We start from the raw sequence: 20,363 nt of genomic DNA on the forward strand, positions 1-20,363 counted from the left end.
TCGCGAGATTCCTTAAGGCCTTGCGACTAAAGTCCCTTTTTGGGAAGAGGTATCGTAGATGAATACCGTGGGCAAAGAAGGTTTTTTCTTTTCTTTCGCCCCGGTTTCCTCCTCTTTTCGAACGATCATCACGATGCGGTCCTTAGGGGAATCCTGGAGAAATTTTTCCAAATAATATTTTTTGGGAAGAACTTGGATGAGATCCTCGGAAATCGGATCGTAAACGAAGACTTTCTTGAGATCCTTTTGGTTGAGATATCCGTCCTTGTTCGTGTCGTCCGGCATTCCTACCACGATGAATTTTCTCCCCGTCTTTAATCCGGGAAAAACGTCCGGATTCGCTTCCGTAATTTCTGACGGACCACCAGACTTACTCTCCTGCTCCGTTCCGTAAAAATAGTCCCAGATATAGATGCTTTTCCCGAACACTTTGCGGATTTTTCCGTTTAACAGATCCACTACGACCAGATTTTGGGCGTGGTTCAAAGTTTTTCTAGGTCCGAAATTTTCCCTGTCCCGATTCAAATTCAGAGGATAGTACAAAAATCGATCCCAGGCCACCGAAGAATGCTCCAGCAAATCGTCGTCCGGCTCCACGTAAACGGTTTCGCTCTTTTTAGAGGAGGATTTGGAGATCTCGATCCCGCGGTCGTAGACGAACCAGCTCTTTAACAATGCGTACACCAGAATCACGACGATGATCCCTATGATGAAATATACGGATACGCGGAGCTTTTCCATGACCGGATGCAAAGATTCCGGGCAACTAGCGTACCGGTCAATCCACTTTTGTGGATCCGATTCCGCGTCCTATTTTCGTTCCAGTACGCCGGATCGTTCCGGCACGTTCAATGCGGAGGAAATCTCGCCCGTATCTTCCCGAAGTAGAGTCAAGGGATTGTAGGTATCCGGGATCACTTTCCCATCCACAACGAAATTATAAAGGTATTCCCCCGGTTTCAGTTTTTTTACGATCCTGAAAATCCCGTTCCTCTCTCGTTCCATGAAATCCGCTTCGGGGTCCCAGTGATTAAAATCTCCCACCAGAGTCACGGCTTCCGCTTGTGGCTGGTAAATCCTGAATTCCACGGTCCGGAACTCCTTTTCTTCCAAGGGAGAATCTTCCAAAACTCTAGTGCTGACCTGCTTGTTCGGACCGCCATGCCTGTAAGCGATTCGGGAGACTAGGGAACCGCTTCCGTCCTCGAACGTGTCGGGGTTTCCCGGATCGTGGGTAAAGAGACCGTCCACCCGGAATTTATACTCGTAAGCGGGTTTCGGATCATATGCGGTATCACCCACTAGATCCAAAATTCCGTAAAAAACTCCCTTATCATTCTTGGTTAAAGGAACACACTGCCAATGATTGAATTCCCCGCAAACGCTCACTTCGTCGTTCTGTAGGCCTTCATACGTAAATAAAACTCCACGGTTCAATAATTTTCCCGTCCGCAGAGAAGTTGCGGTATCTACGTATCTGATAAAACGGGGAGGAACGGCTTTTTTCAGATTTTCCATCTGCCAGAAATAATAGATTTTTTCTTCGGCAAGGGCTTCTTCCCCTTCCTCGAAATCCACGGAGCGAAAGGAGCCGATCCAGTCCTCCGCCTCGTCCGCCGCCAGGGCAAATGTAAGAATCAACGTGAGAAATAGAATTACCTTGGTTTTATTGGCTGGAATCATTCTGTTGGGATTGTCGAAACAATTCCGGGAAACCCTAAGCGGATTTCCGGAGCCCGCCAGATCGATCCGACATAAGGAAAAATTCTTTGATCTTTTTTTAGGAAGCCGATAGTATCCTTAAGGACTTTATGGCTGAGCCTTCATCTCCAGAATATTCACCCCAAGATTTGGAGCAGATCAGTTCCATTCTGGATCCGCTGAACCGAAATCCGGACGCCTCGGACGACCTCAATCCGATGCAACCCGTGTTCCGGGACAAGATGGGTTTTTCCATGCCCATTTCGATCGGGGACGAACCGGAAAACGGCGAGGAAGGTTTCTCCGAAGAACCGTCGGAAGAGTTCGGAGAAGGGGAAGAAGAGGGAGAAGAAACTCCGCGCCCCTCTACGGGAAGGCCGAAACCTCTTTCGTTTTCGGACGAAGACGATATCGATTTAGACGAATTATTGAATCAGCCGGCATCGGAAACCGCTCCTTCTGCCGAAGAAGATCCCTTTGCGGACATGGATTCTTCCCCCTCCGAAACGAGTGAGGGAGAAGATTTTGATTTTCCGGCTCCGGAAGCGGAACAGGAAGAATCATCCGACTTCGGTGAAAAACCTGCAGCTACGGATGACTTCGGAATGGGAGAAGGAGATCCTTTTTCCGGTTTAGACTCCAATCAAGAATTGGACGCACCTTTCGATTCCCCGCCTAGCGACGATTTTCAATCCGCAGAGTCCGATCCTTTCGCCGGAATGGACACGGGCACCGGTCTCGAGGATTTCGAAGCGACTCCAACCTCCCCTCCCCTCGAAGAAGATCCGTTTGCAGGCTTGGGAGAAGAGACGACTCCGGCTTCCGATTTCGGAGGAACGGATACGGAAGATCCTTTTGCCGACTTTGATGCTAGCGCTATGGAATCCGCTCCCGAAGACGAGTTCGGATTGGAAGAGGGAGATCCATTTGCCGCAGCTCCAATCTCGGAAAAAGAAACGGATTTCGGGGATCTCGGTTTCGATTCTTCCCCAGAACCTTCTTCCTTCGACAGCGAACCTCACCAGCAAGAATCGGATCCGTTTTCCGATTTTGCACCGGTTTCCGGCACGGGAAGCCAAGATCCTTTTTCCGACTTATCGGGAGCGACTTCCTTGCCAGAAGCGGATCCTTTTGCGGATTTTGCCTCCGAACCGGTCTCCGAAATGGATTTGGGCGGAGGGCCCGAAGGTTCCGACTTTACCAGCTTTTCCCCCGATCTGGATGCGGAAGGGGAAAGCGATACGGAAACTCCCTCCTTCGAGGATGACCTCCGGTCTTTGGGAGGAGACGAAAGAGAGGAACTGGATAAGTCGCTTTCCGACGAAGAATTAGCGATCATACAGAAAGAGATCCTACGTTATCCTCCTTTGCTTAGAAGGACGGTAATCGAATCCATCGTCCAAGACAAGCTCTCTAAAAAATCCCAGAGAGATTTACTAGAACTCATCAAAGTGGAAAGCAGCCCGGAAGACGTGGCGGCATTCCTTTCCTCGGCGCTCGGAACTTCCGTCAGTGTGGTGGACAAAAGCGGCGCCTATTCTGCGGACGGCGTTCCCATTATTTCCTCCGACCCGATCTTTACGAAGGAAGGCCTGGTCGAAAGGCGCAAACGAATCCGCAGGACCGTTTATACGTTAGCCGCTACCCTATTGTTCGCGTTCGGCGCTTATTTTACCTATTTCGGTATCATCCGTCCCAAACAAGCTTCACAGCATTACGAAAGCGGACTGGAGCAGATCCGCGAGATGGGTTCCAAGAAAATTTTGGGTCAACTCGGCGAAGAGGATAGAAAAAGATATCTGATTCAGATCGAAAGCCATTTCGACAAAGGCGCCGAAATCCTTCCGAACAATCTGAAATATCTGAATCTGTACGGAATCGAATACAGCCGTGCCGGAGAATACGAACTCGCCTACGAAAAACTCTTCGGCCGGATCGAACCCGACCTTGGATTCGGTCCTTCCACGAATTCCTGGAGTCGTCGCGAAAACGCCCCTCTCGTGCGTTTGGCTTCCGGAGAAAATTGGAATGATAAGAAATTGAAACGTCCGTTAGGAGTGAACCAAGGGAAGGAAGGAATACGTTTTCTTTTGGATCAGGAAAAAAATCCTCGAAAAGTCATGACGGCGGGAGCGTTTCTCGTAATGCGCTTGAAGGAAAGGATCCACGACAACGATACGTACCGAAATCTAGGTTGGTTCCATTCCCAAATCACTCCGGATTTTGCGGAACCTGAAGGGAAACGGGGAAAATACAAAAACGATTCCTTGGCGGTCGACTACTACCGACGCGTGTTCACGGACGGAGAAAGCCCTTACGACGAAAAGGCCACCGCTGGGATCGGTAAAATCTATTACAATCGTCGCGAATTCGGAAAAGCGGCTTCGTTTTACAATCGAATCGTGGAAGCCAATCCGAAGAGCGTAACGGGCCAGTCCGGTTTGGTTTCCACGTATATCGAAATGTGGAAGGAAAGCGGAGATCCCCAGTTTGTTCTGAACCACCACCGACTCCTGAGAGGAAATTTGGACATGGAGTCGGATCTACCGTTCTTTACCATGGCCAAACTGGCCTCGTTTTATACGTCTCTGGATCCAGAAGAATTAAGGATCAAATACAATATCAATCCAGTGGACCAGGTCTCCGGAATCGAAATCGAAGAGAGCGCGCTCAGACTCTTGGATACCATTTATCGCAAATCCGAAGAAGACGAGAGAACCAAAGTGGAAATCGAAGGCAAGGATTATGCGGAAGGTTATTACCAGCGTGGCCTTTATTATCTTGCGTTAAAGGAAAACGTTCAGGCAAGAAGGTTCTTCGAAAAGGCGGCCAGCCTAGACGGCAAACATTGGTTGGCGGTCTTGGAATTGGCAGAACATTCGATTCGAGTCGGGAATTTCGACGAAGCGCGCGCTCTGTTGAAGGAAGCGGAAGAGAGATACGATAGAAGCGCCAATTGGTTCGGCACCAGAGACGAAGACGAAACTCTTTACGAAGGAAATCCGACCAGGATTCATTTCGATCAAGGCAAGATCCGTTATCTTTCCTCCGCGGGACTATCCAACCGGGAATCCATTAAGGAATTTCCCGGAAGAAAAATCTATCCTTTCCGCGCAAGAACCGAGGACGACGGAAAAAGTCTCTCCGTCCTGAAGGAAGAGGAAGAACGAAAGAACCGACGTAACGAATTAAGAGCTTCGCTCATCGAATTTTCCAGAGTGGATTCGGAAGAACCCAAATACGAATTGATCCGTAAATGGAGAAGAGAACTCTCCCCTCACCTTTTAAGGGAAATGAAATTTTTCCGCGGTTGGGTCGAGTACATGGATTCGGATTTCGACAAGGCCCTGGTCGATTGGACGGGATTCGAAGACAAGGACGAATACTACAACGCTACCCTAATGATGGGCAAAGGGAACGCGCTGCTGTATACCAAACAGACAAAGACCGCCTTAGGTTATTTTCTCAGGGTCAAAGAGGACATGGAGGAGAGAATTCCGGGAATGGGAACTCCCAAATCGGATGATCCGTACCACCAGGAAGTCTATCAAACACTTACCGCCGCCTACAATAATATAGGCGCGTGCTATGAAATTCTGGCCAGAAACGCGGGTCCCCAGCAGTCGGAATCCTACACGGCGGAGGCCCTACAGAATTACTGGAAAGCCGTGGAAACGGCCAGAAAAATCGGAGATTCGAGTGAAATCGCACTTTCCAATAAGGATCTACTCTTTAAACGGGAGGCTTTGCGCAGAAACCCGTTGTTGGAAGACTGGGTGGCTCCGACTTTGGAATCGATCCGAGACCTGGTAAGGAAATAACGACGAGCTATTTCCTTTTTTGGAAGAGGGATTTTACCCAGACGAAAAGGAAAAAACCGATCATCCTACTGAGTCGAATCAACCTCCAAGGCCGGACGAGGATCCGCCAAAACCAAGTGAGTCCTTTCAATTTAAAGAAATTCGGGGCCTTTCGGACTTTCCCGGAAAGGATGTCCATGGCGCCGGCCACTCCGATCACCACCGCGTGACCGAAGAAAGCGGTGTTATTCTCGATCCAAATCTCCTGGTCCGGAAAATCCATTGCAAGAAATATGATATTCGGACTGGTCTTTCGAATGGATTCCTTTACCAAAAGTTCCCGCTGAGTGTTCATGTATCCTGCGTGACGGCCCACGATTCGGACTCCCGGAAAATGTCTGGAAAGATTAAAATATACTTTTTCTATAATATCTTCTTTTCCGCCCAAGAGGAAAATGGAGTAATTGCGCAACTCGCATAACCGGACTAAGTCCATCATCAAAGCGATGGTCGGGATCCTTTCCTTGAGTTCGCCTCCCAGACGTCTAGCGGCCCATTGCAATCCGGCTCCCTCCGCCAGAATCAGGCTCGCTTTCTGCGCGATTCTGTGGAGTTTCTTCCCCTTGCGCAAAGCCATGGTCTTAACAGGGTCCAACAGAAGAACGTGATGGTAGTGATCCTTCTCCTCCATCAAATGATAGATTTTGGCCACCGCCTCATCCAGGCTCGCGTTCTCGAACGGAACGCCTAAAATGTCCGTCTTTTCCAGATTGTCTATATCTAGAGATTGATAATCTAGAAGATAATCTCGGTCGTCTTTCGCAGAGAGGTGACGGATTTCCCCAGGTTGCTTCATACGGAGCATCCTGCTGGACATAATCTCTAAGTCAATTGAAAGTTCGCTCACATTTTTGGATCTATTCGTTTCCCACTTTCTCCAAGAGCCGAATAGAACGCAGAAAATCCTCAGGTTCGGAAGCTCCCGAGATCATAGCCGCAAGAAAGTTCCCTTTTTCCAAAACGGCAGGGAGAGTCGAGGAATCGATTCCTCCGATAGGAGCCACTGGAATCCGGCTGATTTTCAAGGTTTCTCCCAGAATTTCGGATCCTAGCGTCGGACGGGCTCCTTCTTTAGAGGAAGTCGCAAACACCGGACCGAAGCCGGTATAGTCCCAGAATTCCTCCTCCAAGTTTGCAAGTTCTTCTAGCGTATGGGAAGAAGTCCCCAAAAATAAACCGCTTTCGGACAGACGTTTGCGCAGGAATCGATCCGAATTTTCATAGTCCTCCTTCCCGAGATGCAAACCGAAACAATGTAACTCGAAGGCAAGGTCGGCGTAGTCGTTTAAGATCAAAGGGAAATCCGGAAATTGTAGACGTAACTTTCTATACAGATGGATGATATTCGGGATCGTTTCCTTTTTGGCACGGAGCTGATAAAAAGGAACATAGGAACGGTGGCGATTCCAAAGAGCCACCAATTCGGACGGATCTTTTCCGAATTTTGTGCAATATTCCAAATCGAGAATAGGATAGATTCCCGGATCTCTCCAGAAAGAATTTCTCGGCCTTTTATGCATGGAAAGAATTTTCACGGGGGTTTTCAACCTCCCCCGACAAATTTCAGAATTTCGATTCGATCTCCTTCTTGTAATTTCACTCCCGACCAACTCTCTCGTTTTATGATTTCCCCGTTTCTTTGGATTGCGACCATTTCGGGCTTCAGTCTAAGAGATTCCAATAAGGAGACTAGATCCGGGGAGGAAAGATCCCCGACCAAGATCCGCTTTCCGTTTACGAACATATCATGCACCTCGGTCTAATTCTGCTTCTATTCCGATCGAGAACGGAAACCCGTCGAATGTTTTTTAGTTTACCGTACCTTCCCGAGCGAAAACCTATTACATATATGGCCCTGCTTTTACGGATCCTTTTGATACTATCGGCGATTTTTTTAACTGCCTGCGAACACAAAGAAAGAGATATAAAAGGAACCGCAATGAACACGTATCTAGCGGGGTGCGTAGGCGGCGGTTATACCGCATGCAAACTGAATTGCGAAAACTTGTACGGCACTTCCGTTACTCCGGACAATGCTCTGCAGATGAACACCTGTCTTTCCAACTGCAACACCGCTTGCAATATCTCCACTCTATGCCTCCAGCTCCAGCAAGCTTGTAAAAGGGATTGTGGAAGCAATTATACGAACTGCTTGTTGATCCTAGGCTCGAACGGCGTCGGAAAATAAATTCTAGCTTCTTCCTAGAAAAGCTCTAAAAAGAGAAGCCGCATATACTCCTGCGGTTTCGATCCTAAGAATCGAGTCTCCCGCGTTATAGTTCCGGATTTTTTCTCTTTCAAAAAGTTCCTTTTCCTCCGCCCGAAAGCCTCCTTCCGGCCCGATGATTAGGATCCGATTCCGGACAGAGTCGGGTCCTAAAAATTCCGTTCCTTCCGGATCCAGAACGATGAGCTCCGATCCCTCTTTCCGACTTTCTTCCAAAAATGCGGAGAGTTCCAACGGACCGTGGATCGAAGGTAAAAACTCTCTACCGGATTGAGCACAAGCTTCGGCGGCCACCTTCCCCATTCTTTCCGGATTCAAATCCCTCCGATCCGAGTGGGCGAAATTCAGAAAGATGAATTTCGTAATTCCGAGTTCCGTTCCTTTTTGAATCAGCCATTCCAATCGATTCCCTTTCGGAATCGCGGTGGCGATCACGGCGGGCCGAGAAAGATCTTGCTTGGTTTCGCTTTTTAGGAAGTGCCCTTTTGAAGAAGAGGTAGGGACTCGAAAAAAACAACTCAGTCCTCTGCCGTCCTTCAGGATTACGATTTTATCTTCCTGGAAAATTCTCAGGGCTTTGAGATGGGAAATCTCTTCCGGTAAAAGTTTTAGGTCCGCTTCCGGCAAAAAACCCGGTCTGAAAAAAACCGCTTCCGTCGACGACATCTTAAAGTCGGTTCAGGTTTTCCAGTTCGAAGAGGGAAGGATCCGGTTTTACATCCCGATCCACTTCCGTATATTCTAAAACACTAATAGAACCCGTGTTCAAATCCAGCATTTCCAACCTACTCGCGAGATCTTCCTTCGTAACTTTCTGTTTGGCTTTTACCTTGATCGGACCGTATTTGATGTTTAAAGTCTTATATAAAACCCCGTCCTTATCGTGAAAATCCAAACGAATCGGCTTTAAGCTTTCGGGTTCCAACAATAGCACCAGCTTGGAATAAAAATAGGGAACGATGGGTCTCATCGCCACCCGTTTCATCTTTTTTCCACCCACTTCCAGATCGCTTTGGACGATCGGATTGTAGTTCGCCTGGTAGGAATTCCCGGAAAGGTCGACGAAACTGAATCCCGTACTCAGATGACTTTCGTACTTTTCTTCGTCGGTTTTTCGGAAGATTTTCCGCGAAAGCGCATTGAATGCGTAGATCAATTCTCCGTCTTCCTTGAAGAGAATTTTGTATTCCAGGCCGCGTCCCTTGCTTTCGAAAAGGGAGAGGGAATCCTCTCCTTTTCGGAACACGCTCATGTCCCAAGTCCAACTGTCCCCGGACCGCTTGATCAAAATCAGATTCGCCTTGACCAATCCTTCCGTCTTCAGCAATGCCTGGTCCAGCCGCGCCACTAGTTCCTGCGCCACCCTGTTTTTTTCCGGGGAGGTCTGGGCATGGCTTATCCCAGAAGCCATGAGAACCAAAGCGGCTAAAGCGGCCAGTTTAGGACGGAATCTTTGCAATTCTACAGACCTCTTTCGGATCGGAGAAGGACCCAGTCGGAATCTATTCGGCCCTCAAACTGGGAGCGTTATAGGAATACAGGCTATGAACCGAACCCTGGGCCTGGGCGGATTCGCTTCTCCTTTCGAATCTCAGTTTTCCTTCTCTCAATCCCTTATGAAGTTCCTGGATGCTTTTATAGCCCATGTCCTGGAAGGAAAGCCGAATTCCTTGGCTTAAATAAGGAATAAAATTCAGAATGGAACCCCTGTCTACTACGGAACCGCTCACCCCTTGGGCTACTTTGACCTTTTGCCCTTCGTTGAAATATCGTTTGTCTCCACCCGCTTTCATGGCTTCGATGCTGGCCATCCCTCTATACTTCTTGAGACGGATTCCGTTTTCATAGAAATATTCCCCGGGAGCCTCGTTCGTTCCGGCAAACATAAAACCCATCATACAGGCGGAAGCGCCGATCGCCAAAGCGTTCGCGATATCGCCTATATTGGAAATTCCACCGTCCGCGATTACGGGCACGTCGTGCTTCGCCGCATGGAAAGCGGTTTGATAGACCGCGGTTGCCTGAGCTCTACCGACCGCCATCGTATCCTGTGTGATGCAGATGGAACCGGGTCCCATACCGATCCTAAGTCCGTCCGCTCCAGCCTGGATGAGATTTTCCGCCTGCCCTCTAGTGACTACGTTTCCTCCCACTACTTCCAGATTCCGAAAATTCGCTTTGATGAATTTCAGCATCTCGATCTGGTATATGGAGTTTCCTTGGGCGGAATCGATGAAAATCACGTCGACCCCCGCTTCATACAGAGTCGCAACCCGATCTCTGGACTCGGGCAATGTGGATACGGCGGCACCGCAACGGAGTCGTTTGTTCTCGTCCTTGGAAGAGTCCGGAAAATCCTTGTTCTTCTTCAAGTCGGATCGACTTACCAAGGAAACCAACTTTCCGTCCTTGTCTATGATCGGGAGCTTCCCGATTTTTTCCTTTTTGATGATATCATTCGCTTCTTTTAAAGTGATTCCGGCTTTTCCAGTGATTACTTCGGTGGTCATCACCTTGTCCACAGTGATGCTCCTTTCCCGCTCGAAATCGATGTCTCGATTCGTCACGATCCCGATCAGCTTCGAGTTCCTGGTCCCGTCTTCCGTGATCGGAATCCCGGTAAATCCGTGTTTCTCTTTGATTCTGTCCAGATCGTGGATCGTATGTTTCGGACCTAAAACGACCGGATCCGTGATAAAACCGTTTTCGAAACGTTTCACTTTGGTGACTTCCGACACTTGTTGGTCGATCGTATTATTATAATGAATGATTCCGATTCCCCCCATCAACGCCTGAGCGATTGCCATCGAGGATTCGGTAACCGTGTCCATAGGGGAACTTACGAAGGGACGTTTTAACCGGATTTTTTTTGTAAGCCTAGTTTCCAGTTCGACTTCGGAGGGATGAAAATCGATAAAGCCGGGCAGGACCAAAAAGTCCCTGTACGTAAGCCCGATCTGCATGTTGAAAAGTTCTTCGCCCGAAAGGCCGTCTAAAAATTGGGAGTCGCGGTAAGATTGGTTTGACATTAGTGTACCTTACCTATTACATCAAAACGAAGCGAAAGGCTGGAATCAAGAGAATTTCCGCTCCTTGCACCTGAGAATTGAATGGAAAAGGTCGAACGTAAGCAAAGGGACCGCGAAATCATTGCAGAGCCTGAAAAAAAGCTCCATATCATCGGAAAATTCCTGTTAAAAAGCGAACTTCTAGTTCGGGATACGGATTCCCACGATTCCGTCCAACTCCTCTCCGTCAGTAAAGACGCAAAAAAGATTCTCGTCCAAGGAAAAGCTCCCGAACAATTCAAATTGAATTCCCATGTGGTTTTGTACAAACTCTTGGCCCGGTATTTGGAATTGGAATGCGAGGTTATAGACGAGCGCCCGAACAACCAGTATGTAATGGAAGTGGAATCCGTGTCGATTGCGAGTCGGGAACGCCAATTTATGAGGATCAAGCCTCCCGACGGAACCGTCTGGATCACGAATTTACGCACCAGTAAGACCACCATCGACGCGAATCTATTCAATATCCCGACTTCGGTAAAAGTGAATTTTGCGGATTATGAACGGATCCTAAAACCGAAATTCGACATTCTGAAAATCGACGTTTTCCGTTCCATAGGGGATAAATTCGACCTGGTCAAAAAAACCGGAAAGATTCTATACATACCAAATACCCAAAAACCGGAGAGTTATACCACCTCCGATCCGAACGGATACATAGATTACGAGCACGAATTGGGGGATGAAGAGGACGTCCGCCGGAAAATCATCGAATATGCAAACCAGAAGATCAAATCGGAACTGATCGTCCCCGTCATTTATATCAACCACGATGAACAAGCGATCCCGATCGGATATGTTTTGGTCCAGAACCGGAATAAGGAAATCGACATTACCGAAGTGATGGAGATCAAAACTCTTACATTCGAGATGGTGGACCGGATCCGGGAATCGAACACAATTCTAGTCAAAGAGCGTTTTCCGGTTTTGGATCTCTCCACAGGGGGCCTTCGGGTTAAAATCAACCATCCGGATCTGAACGACGACCTGCCTCGCCGAGTAGGATTCACTTTCGACATCTTTTTTAAAATGCAGGCGCCCTTGACCGCCTACGGAGTGGTCCGCTCCGTTGCCAGAGATGCGGAGAACAATATGTATGTGGGAATATCCTTGGAAGGGAATTCGGCCCGTCCCGGAGAGAAAAAAAGATACCTAGACAACGTCAATCGCCTGATGGCGGATTTCGGCGCGAAAGTAAATCCGAGTTAGAAAAACTAGGGTCTCGGTCAAAACCCTTGGCCGAGTCCGCAGGTCGCATCGCTCGGAATTTCCTGCTGTTCTCTCTCGTCCATATATCGGGAAAGAAGTTGTTTGTTTCCTCCCAAATTTTCCCTTAGAATCTCTTCGAGACGATTTTTGGAAAAGAGATCCGGCGACTCGGTCAATAATTTAAGTTTTTCATAATATTCTTTCAGATTGGGATCCGCAATTCGATTCTCCCCGCTATCGATGGATTCCAAATAGCCCTCCGGTAAATTCCGTCCGAAATGACCGATACGCCAAGGGCGGGCCGATTTCAGTTTGCTCAATAAGGGATCGGTCAACGCATACACGTCCACGATTTTCCTTTCCGGCCCGGAATAGTACCCGAAATATCCTACGTTCAAAGTAGCGCAGACGGAAAAACGGGACGGAGAGTTACTTTTGTCCTTTCTGTATTTTCTACCCTGCTCCGCCCAACCGTGATCCGGATATTCGGAAACGAAAAAGGATCGTAAAAAATTCGCATTCGGAAAATACATGCTCTTCTCGTCCGCGATTTTACCGTCCATCCTAGCCCGGGAATAAGTCGTGGTCGTATACAAATACGAACGGGGATTCAGGACCATAAAAAGAATAAAACATAAGAACCCGAATACCGCAACGGATCGATGACGGATTTTAGTTAAAACGAAGACCGCGGCTACGAACGGAAGAGAAACAAACCTTCCGGCCATAAAATCGCCGCCGATCTTTAGGATGTAAATCAGATAAAAAAGAATTCCCAACAGCGGAAAAAGAAATTCCGGATTGAATCCTTTTTTCCGATTCGTAACGAGATATACGATCGAAAAAGCCAAGGCAAGGGCGGATACAGGATCCCAGAGGACGGAATTTCTCAAATACAAAAATCCTGAAAACCAGAGCTCTCCGGAAGGTACCCCGGTATTCAATTTCGCATATGCGGTGTTCGGAAACGGATAACCGTAATAGAGTAAGGAAAAAACGATCCATGCGAAAGCGGGTAAGAGTCCGAGACTTCCCCATCCCATCCACCGAATCGTTTGTCCATTCTTGAAAGAAATAAGAAATAGCCAGGCGAGATAAGGGACTCCGAATAGAACCGTATCCTGTCGATTTAAATATGCGAAAGAAAGAATCAATGCGAAGCCGAAAACGTCTTTTCCGTTCGGATTCGAAAGAAGCTTTTCCCCTTTCAGGAAAAGCAGGATCAAAAGTAGAAAAGAGGCGGGGTTTTCCAGACCGGAGGTGGAATAGTCGACAAAGGCGCGGCAAGAAACCAAAAGCAGAAGAATCCACGCAAATGTTTCCTGCTTCTCCGAGCGAGATCGAACAAGTAAAAAAGCGCTCCCAAAAATGCAGATCCAGGAAAGCAGGAGAGAGGCATAAAAAAGGGGAATTTTCAAGGCTCCGAAGAACGCGATGCCGAACATCCATAGAGGATGTGTATAGGCCTGGACCCTTTCGTACACGTTCCATCTCAATCCGAAACCGTTCAGAAAATTTTCCACGGTCCGAAAGGTGATATAAGAATCCTCTCCGACCCAGGAATTCATCAAAACCACATAACCGAACAAGATTACGGAAAAAGAATCGAGCCACTTTGCCCGGGACTGCGAGAAGATCCGATCCGAGATTTTATTCCAAAAAGACGATTCCATTTTATCTATTTTATCGATTCCTAAAATACTTGAAAATTTGTCCGCTCATTTCCAAGTTCCGACCTGGCCTTTCAATCGGTCCGACTTGATTTCCCGCAAATTTCCGAAAAATCTTCCCAGGATAGGATTCAGTTCTTCCTCGCGCCAGATCGTTTTTCTGACACTTTCCGCCAACGCAGGATTGGAGGCGAGCACGGTTTTCATTCTAGGATCGATCCGATCCATATCCGTCTGGAAAAAAGCGACCTTGCTTCCCGGCCATTTTTCTCTTACTTTCGGAATCAAATCTTCGAGATCCGACGGGGTCGCGACCCTGAGTACGATCTTAGAGAAAAAATCGACACCCGCCATATACGCGATGGAATCATCCGGAAAGATCCAGATATCCGCGGAGGAGGAATGGTAGAACGTATTGGAATTCTGCTGCTGCTTTCTTCCTTCGCCTATATACCTTATACCGGCAAATCCCATCAGGAAAGAAAAAGACAATCCCGCCAACAAAACGTACCTGAATAGAACGGCTTTCCTTCTTCTTTTTAGAAAATAGAAATATTTGGAAAAAAGAATCACGAACGGAAATACGACCGGGCCGAAAAAACGCGGTCCCCAATTCGTGAATCCGTCGTTCGGAACGATAAGCAATACTAGAAATATATAAGTCAGAGAGGAGCCCAAGATCAACTTGTTGGCTCGAGAGAGCCTTTTCCAGGAATACAATAAAACCGGAAAAAGCAGGAGCGTCGCCGGCATGTATCCGAAATATCCGAGCTTGAAATCGCCGAAAAAGAGCAGACTCTTGGCCCATCCTAGGCGAACGAGAAACGGGACCCCCAATCCTTCCCGATTGATCATGTATCTCGGACCCAAAGGATGTCCGTAATCTATAAAATTAAAAATACCGAATATTGCTACGACTAGCCCTGCGCCCAGAATAAAAAGCGCAGATTTCCTGACGGTTTTTTTCAGGTCCGCCTCTTTGTGATTTCCGACCTTGGAAAGAAAAATCCATAAGGCCAAACTCGCGCAATAGACCAATCCCTCGTGCCTGAACCATACGCTGATCCCGCACAGCAGTCCGGACAAAAGGAAAGCGAGATCCGTACCTCGTTTTTTAACGGAGAAGGTTAAGGAAAGGAAGCAAAAAAGAATGAAAACGCTGTGTTCCGAATATTCCACGGAAAGAATCCATAAGAAGGTACATAGTACGCTGATAGCCAGTACGAGCGGCGAGGGTCTCCAATATTTTATGAAGGCGACCAGGCAAAGAAAGAGACCGAATGCGCTCGCGTAAGGCAGAGATTCGAGTCCGAAAATCCAAATCCAAGGCGCCGAAATAGCCGCGAACGCTACTGGAAACGCGCTTAAATTCCTTTGGCCGATCTGGAGGAATACGTTCCCTTGTTGTGGAAAGAATTTGAATGTCGGGTCCACCGCTTTTCCCGGATAATACAGCTCTTCCGATTGAAAACGATTCTGGAACAGCGAATATGCTTGGACCGCTTTGTTATGTATGTCCCAATTAAAGGAATATCTAGGCTTTAAATACGAGACGGAACCGAATAACACGACCGCCAATAGGAATAAAGTCAGAAGTCTAGAGCTACGAAGGACTCGATTCATGAATCGCAGGTATTCTGCTGTACGGGAAGGAATATGTAAAGGAAAATCCGAAACTCCGAGAGTACGAATACGGAACCCGCATTAGCGGGAGAATTTACTTGACCGGTATCGAAAACTACATTTCCTAGCTTTCATGTTTCGAGCCGCGTTGCAACGTTTGATTTCCTTGACCGATTCAAAAAAAGGATTCGTTCTTTTCGGCGCCTCTTTTCTCGTTCTTTTTTTAACCTGGCAATACCAAACCGGAATCCGAGTCGGAGATGGCGCCATCAAGCAGCAGCAGGTGGCGGACTTGTTAATCCAAGGATTTCCGGATTTTTCCTGCAGGTACTTCGGAAAGGATTTCGATCCTACGTTTCGCTTTCTCCCGATGACCATCGAAAAGGGAGACACGATGGCTCATTCTTACCGAGGAAAATGCTATTACGTTTTTCCTTTTTATTACGCTGCCGTCCAGGCGCCGTTCGCTCTCCTTTTCGGAAGAGCGGGAAGTTTCATTTTGTCTCTGATTTCCGGTTTGGTCTGTCTCGCCTTCCTATATGAAATCTCGAAAGAACTGCATTTCCGAAAAAGTACCAGACTTTTCTTCGTATTATTTCTGTTAGTCGGCTCCACGTTCAGCCTTTTTTCCACGGATATGTCCGAATACATCCTTTCCATAGCGGGAGTCACCGCCGGCTTGTATTTTCTATTGCTAGCCGAGGAAGAGAAAGGTCGAGAAACCAAAGTCGCGATCCTAGCCGGAATCTCATTCGGGCTTGCGGCATTTTTCCGCCAAGAAGTGGTCTTGCTGGCGGCTTCTCTCATTCTCTCCCAAGTCCTTTTCCTGCCGAAACGGTTCCGATTGCTATGGTTCCCCGCCGTATTCGGAGTCCTATTTCTTTTGCAAGCAGCGATCAATTATACCATAGTGGGACATCCTTTCGGGTCCCGTGGATACCTACAGTCTTTCTCTCCGAAGGAATTCGATCCTTGGATACAACTTTCTTTCTTTTGGGAACTGATCGCCTTCGGCCACGGATCCGTAGGGTTAATCGGAGCGTATCCGATCCTGCTCTTCACTTGGAAATCGATCTTTAAGGATTCGAAGATCCGGATCGTTTTCGTAGGAATTCTGCTTTTCATTCTTTTATCCGCGGCTCTCACTTCCCCTAAATTCTGGCAGGGAGTTCTTTTCGGCCCCCGATTCCTATTGACGGTGACCCCGATCCTACTTCTGTTCGCTTTTCATTCCTTGGAAAGCCTCTACACAGTCGGTTCTAAACCCTTGAAAGTATTGGCGATTCTTGCGATCGGATTTTCCGTTCTCGGGGCCTGTACGTACGACGTGATGTACCATAAATTCACGAAATCCATCGTTTTGGAAAACTCCGAATTGGATTCTTTTGCGGAAAAGGTCGTCGTTTATAGAAGAGGGAGCGCCATGTTTCCCCCGAATTCGTTTCGGACGGAAAGAATGATCTTCGAACTCCCGGATGAAACGGAATTCGACGTACTTTTGACTGGACTCTACGGATCCGGTATCCGAAGGTTTACCGTAGTCGGCGCCAAGGATTATTATCCCAAGGAAAAATTAGTGCCGAAATCGAGCCGGTTCGAAATCGCCGAGATCTCTTTTCATAAAAGTCCTTCTATCCATTTAGAAACCGTGGAAATCCGACCGATACCGAACCGAGCCGACCTGGAAACGCTGCATGAAAGCCGTTAGGCATTATTTTTTTGGAATATTCAAATTCGATCCTCGTGAAATCGCCCCTCTAAACGGATTACGAAGTTTAGGTTTCTTTTTAGTCGTCGCGGGTCACATGTACCGCCCTTTCGAATCGAAGATCCAGGATCCGAACGAATTCGCCCGTAACTTCTTCAGCTCCGGAAGTTTTGCGATGGATATCTTTTTCGTATTGAGCGGCTTCCTGATTTCGGGTCCGCTTTTTCGGGAATTGGATCGATCCGGAACGATCCGACTCGGCGTGTTTTTTTCCAAACGGACGATTCGGATTTTTCCCCCGTATTTCATTTTTCTGTCCTTGCAGACTTTCTTGCTCCTTCCCCTGCTAATCAAACTCCAGCCGGAATCCGCAAACGAGTTGATCCAATATAGAAGCAGAGCCGTATTCGATTTTCTATATATATCCAATTACTTTCCGGGAACGGTTCCGCACGGATGGTCCCTCTCCCTGGAAGAACAGTTCTATCTTCTTTTTCCGCCCTTTCTACTCGTCTTTTTCAGAAAAATTCCGGAAAAATACAGGATCTATACGCTGGTATCCTGCATCCTATTTCCAACGATTTATCGGTTTCTAATATTCAAATTAAAAATAGAAGGAATTACGGATCCTGTTCTTTCCAAAGCGCTCTACCACGAACTGATCTACTACCCTCTTCACGCTAGACTGGATTCCCTTTTTATGGGAATTTTGCTCGCCTACGTCTTAAACCGCTATCCGGATCGTATTTTCAATTTTCTGAAAGATAGTAAAAAAAGAAGAACTCTACTGCTTGCCTCGTCTGCCGCAGTTTTCTATATCATCTTCTTTCTCTACGAATTCCGTCCGGATCCGATTTCCATGGTTTTCCGTTTCAATCTGAACGCTTTTGCTTGTGCCGCAGTGATGCTTCTTTCGTTGAGGCCGGAGTCCCTGTCTTCCAAATTACTTTCGTTTAGGATATTCTCACCCATCGCAAAATTGTCCTACTGTGCGTATCTGATTCATTTCTTTCTGGCGGGAATTTTAACTCCCCTGTTCGTAGACGTGAATCATCCGAGATATCTGGATTTTGCACTGGCTTTCGTGCCGGCAGGGTTTATCGTACTTTTCTTCGGATATCTATTCCACTTGATCGCGGAAAGACCCTTCATGGTCTGGAAAGAATCCAGGTACGGGAAAGAAGTGATGTTGTCTAAAAAGGAGAACGCTTTTCCAGAGGCAGGAGAAACGGGTTGAACTTTCTCATGCTTTTTTTGTAATTCTCGGAATTGTCGTTAGGTTTCAACCTTTCCAAATTATAGAAACAGAACCAAGGATTGGAAGAATAGGAAGTGCAAGCTTCGAATCTTTCGATCGCAACGTGACTAAAACGATCCTCTCGGGTTTTGCTGTACAAAACTCTCGCTAATTCTGCGCTTTCTTCCAGAAAAATGGGATCCTTCGGAAAGACCCTGACTAACCTTTCCGAAATGGAAAAAGCCTCCCGTAACTTAACGATTTTCTGATCATCTACAAAACTCTCGTCCAGCACCAGATCGTTCAGAAGATTTCTGGAACGGAATCCTTTGGTCAATGCGACCTGTTCCGAATGCAGGGATTCGATATGAAGCAGAAAACACGCGGAGCATAAGAAAAGAAAAGCGACTCCGACGGAGATATAGCGGCCAATTCCTTTGGCAAAAACCGAGATCCCGTTTTTAATCGGTGCGGAGAACTCGGGAGGCAGAGACGCGAACAGCAGGAGAGAAAAGGCCGTATGCAACCCCGCAATGTTAAACGAATAGTTCGCCATGGAATAGACCCCGAAGCAAAAGAGGGAGATACGAAAACCGAAAGCGCTGCTCCGGAATTGGATCTTATCCGCTTTCAGAAACGGAAATAAAGCGAAGAAAAAACACCCTAGCAATCCGAGCGCGGGAAAAAAACCCCAGTTCAAACCGACCTGAAGGAATAGATTATGTACGTGAATCCTTCCCAAATCCTCCTGCATAAAGACGCCTGGGGGGAGGTCCAACGGATTCCCCCAGACCAATAAACCTTTGTATTGGAATCCTCCGATTCCGAAGAGCCAATTGTCCGCCAAAGCCCGAAGAGCCAATCTCCAGAGCAGGGTTCTTGCCCACAAGGAATGAAAATTGTCAAAGAGAGGAAACTTGAAATTCTGAAAGAAAATCCAGGCGAACAAACCTAGAAAGACGACCAGGATTCCGACGAACATCAAACGAAGTTTTTCGGAAACGAATTTCAGGAAAAAGAAAACGAATACCGTCGCGAAGAAAGCGATGTACAGACCGCGAACATGAATGACGAACGTAGCCGCAGCCAGCAAGCAGAAACAAACCAGAAAAAAGGTCCTGGCTTTCCATTTCTGAGAGCAAAAAAAACCGTGAAGAACCCAAGGCATGGAAAGTGAAAGCAGGGTCGCGATATCGTTGGTATTCGTTCCGGCGAGTATCGTTTTCTTTACGAAAATCAAGGATGCGAGTCCGTTCTGGAAGGAAAAGAAAGAAAGAGCCGCGAATAAAAAGAAACCGCTTACGATAAATAAAGTCCCGACGGATCTTTGGACCATGGAACTCCATGAGGAAGGTTCGATGTTTACGAATAGAAGAAAGAGGCAGATCGGAATGCCTTGCAGAAAAAATCCGTCGGCAAAGTCGAGCACGGGAGTCTTAAATCCCGCATAAAGCCAAGGGAGTAAAGCGTACAGAAGTAAAAAGAGCACGAACGACTTAGGAGCACGGTAACGAAGAACCTTGACGGTCCGGAAACCCAGAATACGATCCGCGAGTATACCGAGCAAAAAGAAGAACGTCAAGGCCCCCTTGTATGGAGTCTGGAGCTGCAGCGCCAAAAAAGGAAGACTTCCGTAAAAACATGCCAGGATCAGATTCGTCCCGACCCTCGACGCACCTCGAACATAACGTATGATGAGAAAAACGATCACGCCCATATAGGCGAATCTTCCGAACATCTTCAATCTGGGGATTTCGGTGTTGATGAGATAGGAAGTGAATAAGGCGGTGGAAACGGAGGAATAAATCAATCCGAAGAGGAGCCCGAAATCCAGGATTCTTTTCCGTCTCTGATCTCTCCTGAGCCAAAGATAGGCGTATCCCAAACTTACGATAAAGAACCCGCCTACGATCAATTCATATAGGGAGTTTCTGGAGACGGCCGGATCGAAACCCATCCACATAAAAAGGACGGAAAAGAAGATTATATTCGCAGCTCTTTTTAGCGATTTGAAGTTTTCGCCGAAAAAGCCGATCGTCCCTTTAGACATTATATTCGAA

16 protein-coding genes are annotated in these 20,363 nt (G+C 47.4%); 5 read left to right on the forward strand and 11 right to left on the reverse strand.

Features of this window, described 5'->3' with window-relative positions; translation table 11 throughout:
* Positions 1-12: 12 nt before the first annotated feature.
* Positions 13-741, reverse strand: a complete 729-nt coding sequence (locus tag EHO60_RS16645) for a hypothetical protein (protein ID WP_135769346.1) — start codon at positions 739-741, stop codon at positions 13-15.
* A 69-nt stretch (positions 742-810) separates the two neighbouring features.
* Positions 811-1,683 carry an early set domain-containing protein gene (locus EHO60_RS16650; RefSeq protein ID WP_135769347.1) on the reverse strand — a complete coding sequence of 291 codons (873 nt, stop codon included), beginning with the start codon at positions 1,681-1,683 and terminating at the stop codon, positions 811-813.
* A 128-nt stretch (positions 1,684-1,811) separates the two neighbouring features.
* Here EHO60_RS16650 and EHO60_RS16655 point away from each other — a divergent pair, with 128 nt between their 5' ends.
* Positions 1,812-5,522: a tetratricopeptide repeat protein gene (locus EHO60_RS16655; RefSeq protein ID WP_135769348.1), complete on the forward strand. Its 3,711-nt coding sequence runs from the start codon at positions 1,812-1,814 to the stop codon at positions 5,520-5,522.
* 7 nt (positions 5,523-5,529) lie between these two features.
* Here EHO60_RS16655 and EHO60_RS16660 read toward each other — a convergent pair whose 3' ends face one another.
* The 3 genes from EHO60_RS16660 to thiS all read right to left on the reverse strand — a co-directional run bounded on the left by EHO60_RS16660 (position 5,530) and on the right by thiS (position 7,305).
* Positions 5,530-6,357, reverse strand: coding sequence for a WecB/TagA/CpsF family glycosyltransferase (locus EHO60_RS16660; RefSeq protein ID WP_135769349.1), 828 nt, complete (start codon positions 6,355-6,357; stop codon positions 5,530-5,532).
* 61 nt (positions 6,358-6,418) lie between these two features.
* Complete coding sequence (locus EHO60_RS16665) at positions 6,419-7,096, reverse strand: thiamine phosphate synthase (RefSeq protein ID WP_246028364.1); 678 nt, start codon at positions 7,094-7,096, stop codon at positions 6,419-6,421.
* Between the two features lie 8 nt (positions 7,097-7,104).
* The gene (thiS, locus tag EHO60_RS16670) at positions 7,105-7,305 is read right to left on the reverse strand and encodes a sulfur carrier protein ThiS (RefSeq protein WP_135769350.1); all 201 of its coding nucleotides are present in this window, start codon (positions 7,303-7,305) and stop codon (positions 7,105-7,107) included.
* Positions 7,306-7,362: 57 nt separating this feature from the next.
* Here thiS and EHO60_RS16675 point away from each other — a divergent pair, with 57 nt between their 5' ends.
* Complete coding sequence (locus EHO60_RS16675; RefSeq protein WP_246028365.1) at positions 7,363-7,749, forward strand: hypothetical protein; 387 nt, start codon at positions 7,363-7,365, stop codon at positions 7,747-7,749.
* Positions 7,750-7,752: 3 nt separating this feature from the next.
* Here the strand turns inward: EHO60_RS16675 and EHO60_RS16680 are convergent, their stop codons facing one another.
* From EHO60_RS16680 to guaB, 3 genes are all read right to left on the reverse strand, one after another.
* On the reverse strand, positions 7,753-8,454 hold the full coding sequence (locus tag EHO60_RS16680) for a 16S rRNA (uracil(1498)-N(3))-methyltransferase (RefSeq protein ID WP_135769351.1): 702 nt from the start codon (positions 8,452-8,454) through the stop codon (positions 7,753-7,755).
* A 1-nt stretch (position 8,455) separates the two neighbouring features.
* On the reverse strand, positions 8,456-9,199 hold the full coding sequence (locus EHO60_RS16685) for an outer membrane lipoprotein-sorting protein (protein ID WP_135769422.1): 744 nt from the start codon (positions 9,197-9,199) through the stop codon (positions 8,456-8,458).
* Between the two features lie 91 nt (positions 9,200-9,290).
* Complete coding sequence (gene guaB, locus EHO60_RS16690) at positions 9,291-10,817, reverse strand: IMP dehydrogenase (RefSeq protein WP_135769352.1); 1,527 nt, start codon at positions 10,815-10,817, stop codon at positions 9,291-9,293.
* A gap of 81 nt (positions 10,818-10,898) precedes the next feature.
* Between guaB and EHO60_RS16695 the strand changes: the two genes are divergently transcribed.
* Entirely contained in the window at positions 10,899-12,065 is a 1,167-nt protein-coding gene (locus EHO60_RS16695; protein WP_135769353.1) for a DUF1577 domain-containing protein, read from the forward strand.
* A gap of 17 nt (positions 12,066-12,082) precedes the next feature.
* Here EHO60_RS16695 and EHO60_RS16700 read toward each other — a convergent pair whose 3' ends face one another.
* Positions 12,083-13,738 carry a hypothetical protein gene (locus EHO60_RS16700; protein WP_135769354.1) on the reverse strand — a complete coding sequence of 552 codons (1,656 nt, stop codon included), beginning with the start codon at positions 13,736-13,738 and terminating at the stop codon, positions 12,083-12,085.
* A gap of 45 nt (positions 13,739-13,783) precedes the next feature.
* Positions 13,784-15,358 (reverse strand): LA_3751/LA_3752 family putative glycosyltransferase, encoded by a 1,575-nt coding sequence (locus tag EHO60_RS16705; protein WP_135769355.1) that lies wholly within the window; start codon positions 15,356-15,358, stop codon positions 13,784-13,786.
* Between the two features lie 166 nt (positions 15,359-15,524).
* Between EHO60_RS16705 and EHO60_RS16710 the strand changes: the two genes are divergently transcribed.
* The gene (locus tag EHO60_RS16710) at positions 15,525-17,066 is read left to right on the forward strand and encodes an ArnT family glycosyltransferase (RefSeq protein ID WP_246028366.1); all 1,542 of its coding nucleotides are present in this window, start codon (positions 15,525-15,527) and stop codon (positions 17,064-17,066) included.
* A complete protein-coding gene (locus EHO60_RS16715) occupies positions 17,053-18,303 on the forward strand; it encodes an acyltransferase family protein (RefSeq protein WP_135769357.1) in 1,251 nt (416 codons plus the stop codon). Before EHO60_RS16710 ends, EHO60_RS16715 begins: the two co-directional genes overlap by 14 nt.
* Here the strand turns inward: EHO60_RS16715 and EHO60_RS16720 are convergent.
* Complete coding sequence (locus EHO60_RS16720; RefSeq protein WP_135769358.1) at positions 18,260-20,353, reverse strand: O-antigen ligase family protein; 2,094 nt, start codon at positions 20,351-20,353, stop codon at positions 18,260-18,262. The two genes, EHO60_RS16715 and EHO60_RS16720, sit on opposite strands and share 44 nt — an antisense overlap.
* Positions 20,354-20,363 lie beyond the last annotated feature (10 nt).

The sequence above is a fragment of the Leptospira fletcheri genome (genome assembly GCF_004769195.1).
In the GTDB taxonomy this organism is placed as follows: Bacteria; Spirochaetota; Leptospiria; order Leptospirales; family Leptospiraceae; genus Leptospira_B; species Leptospira_B fletcheri.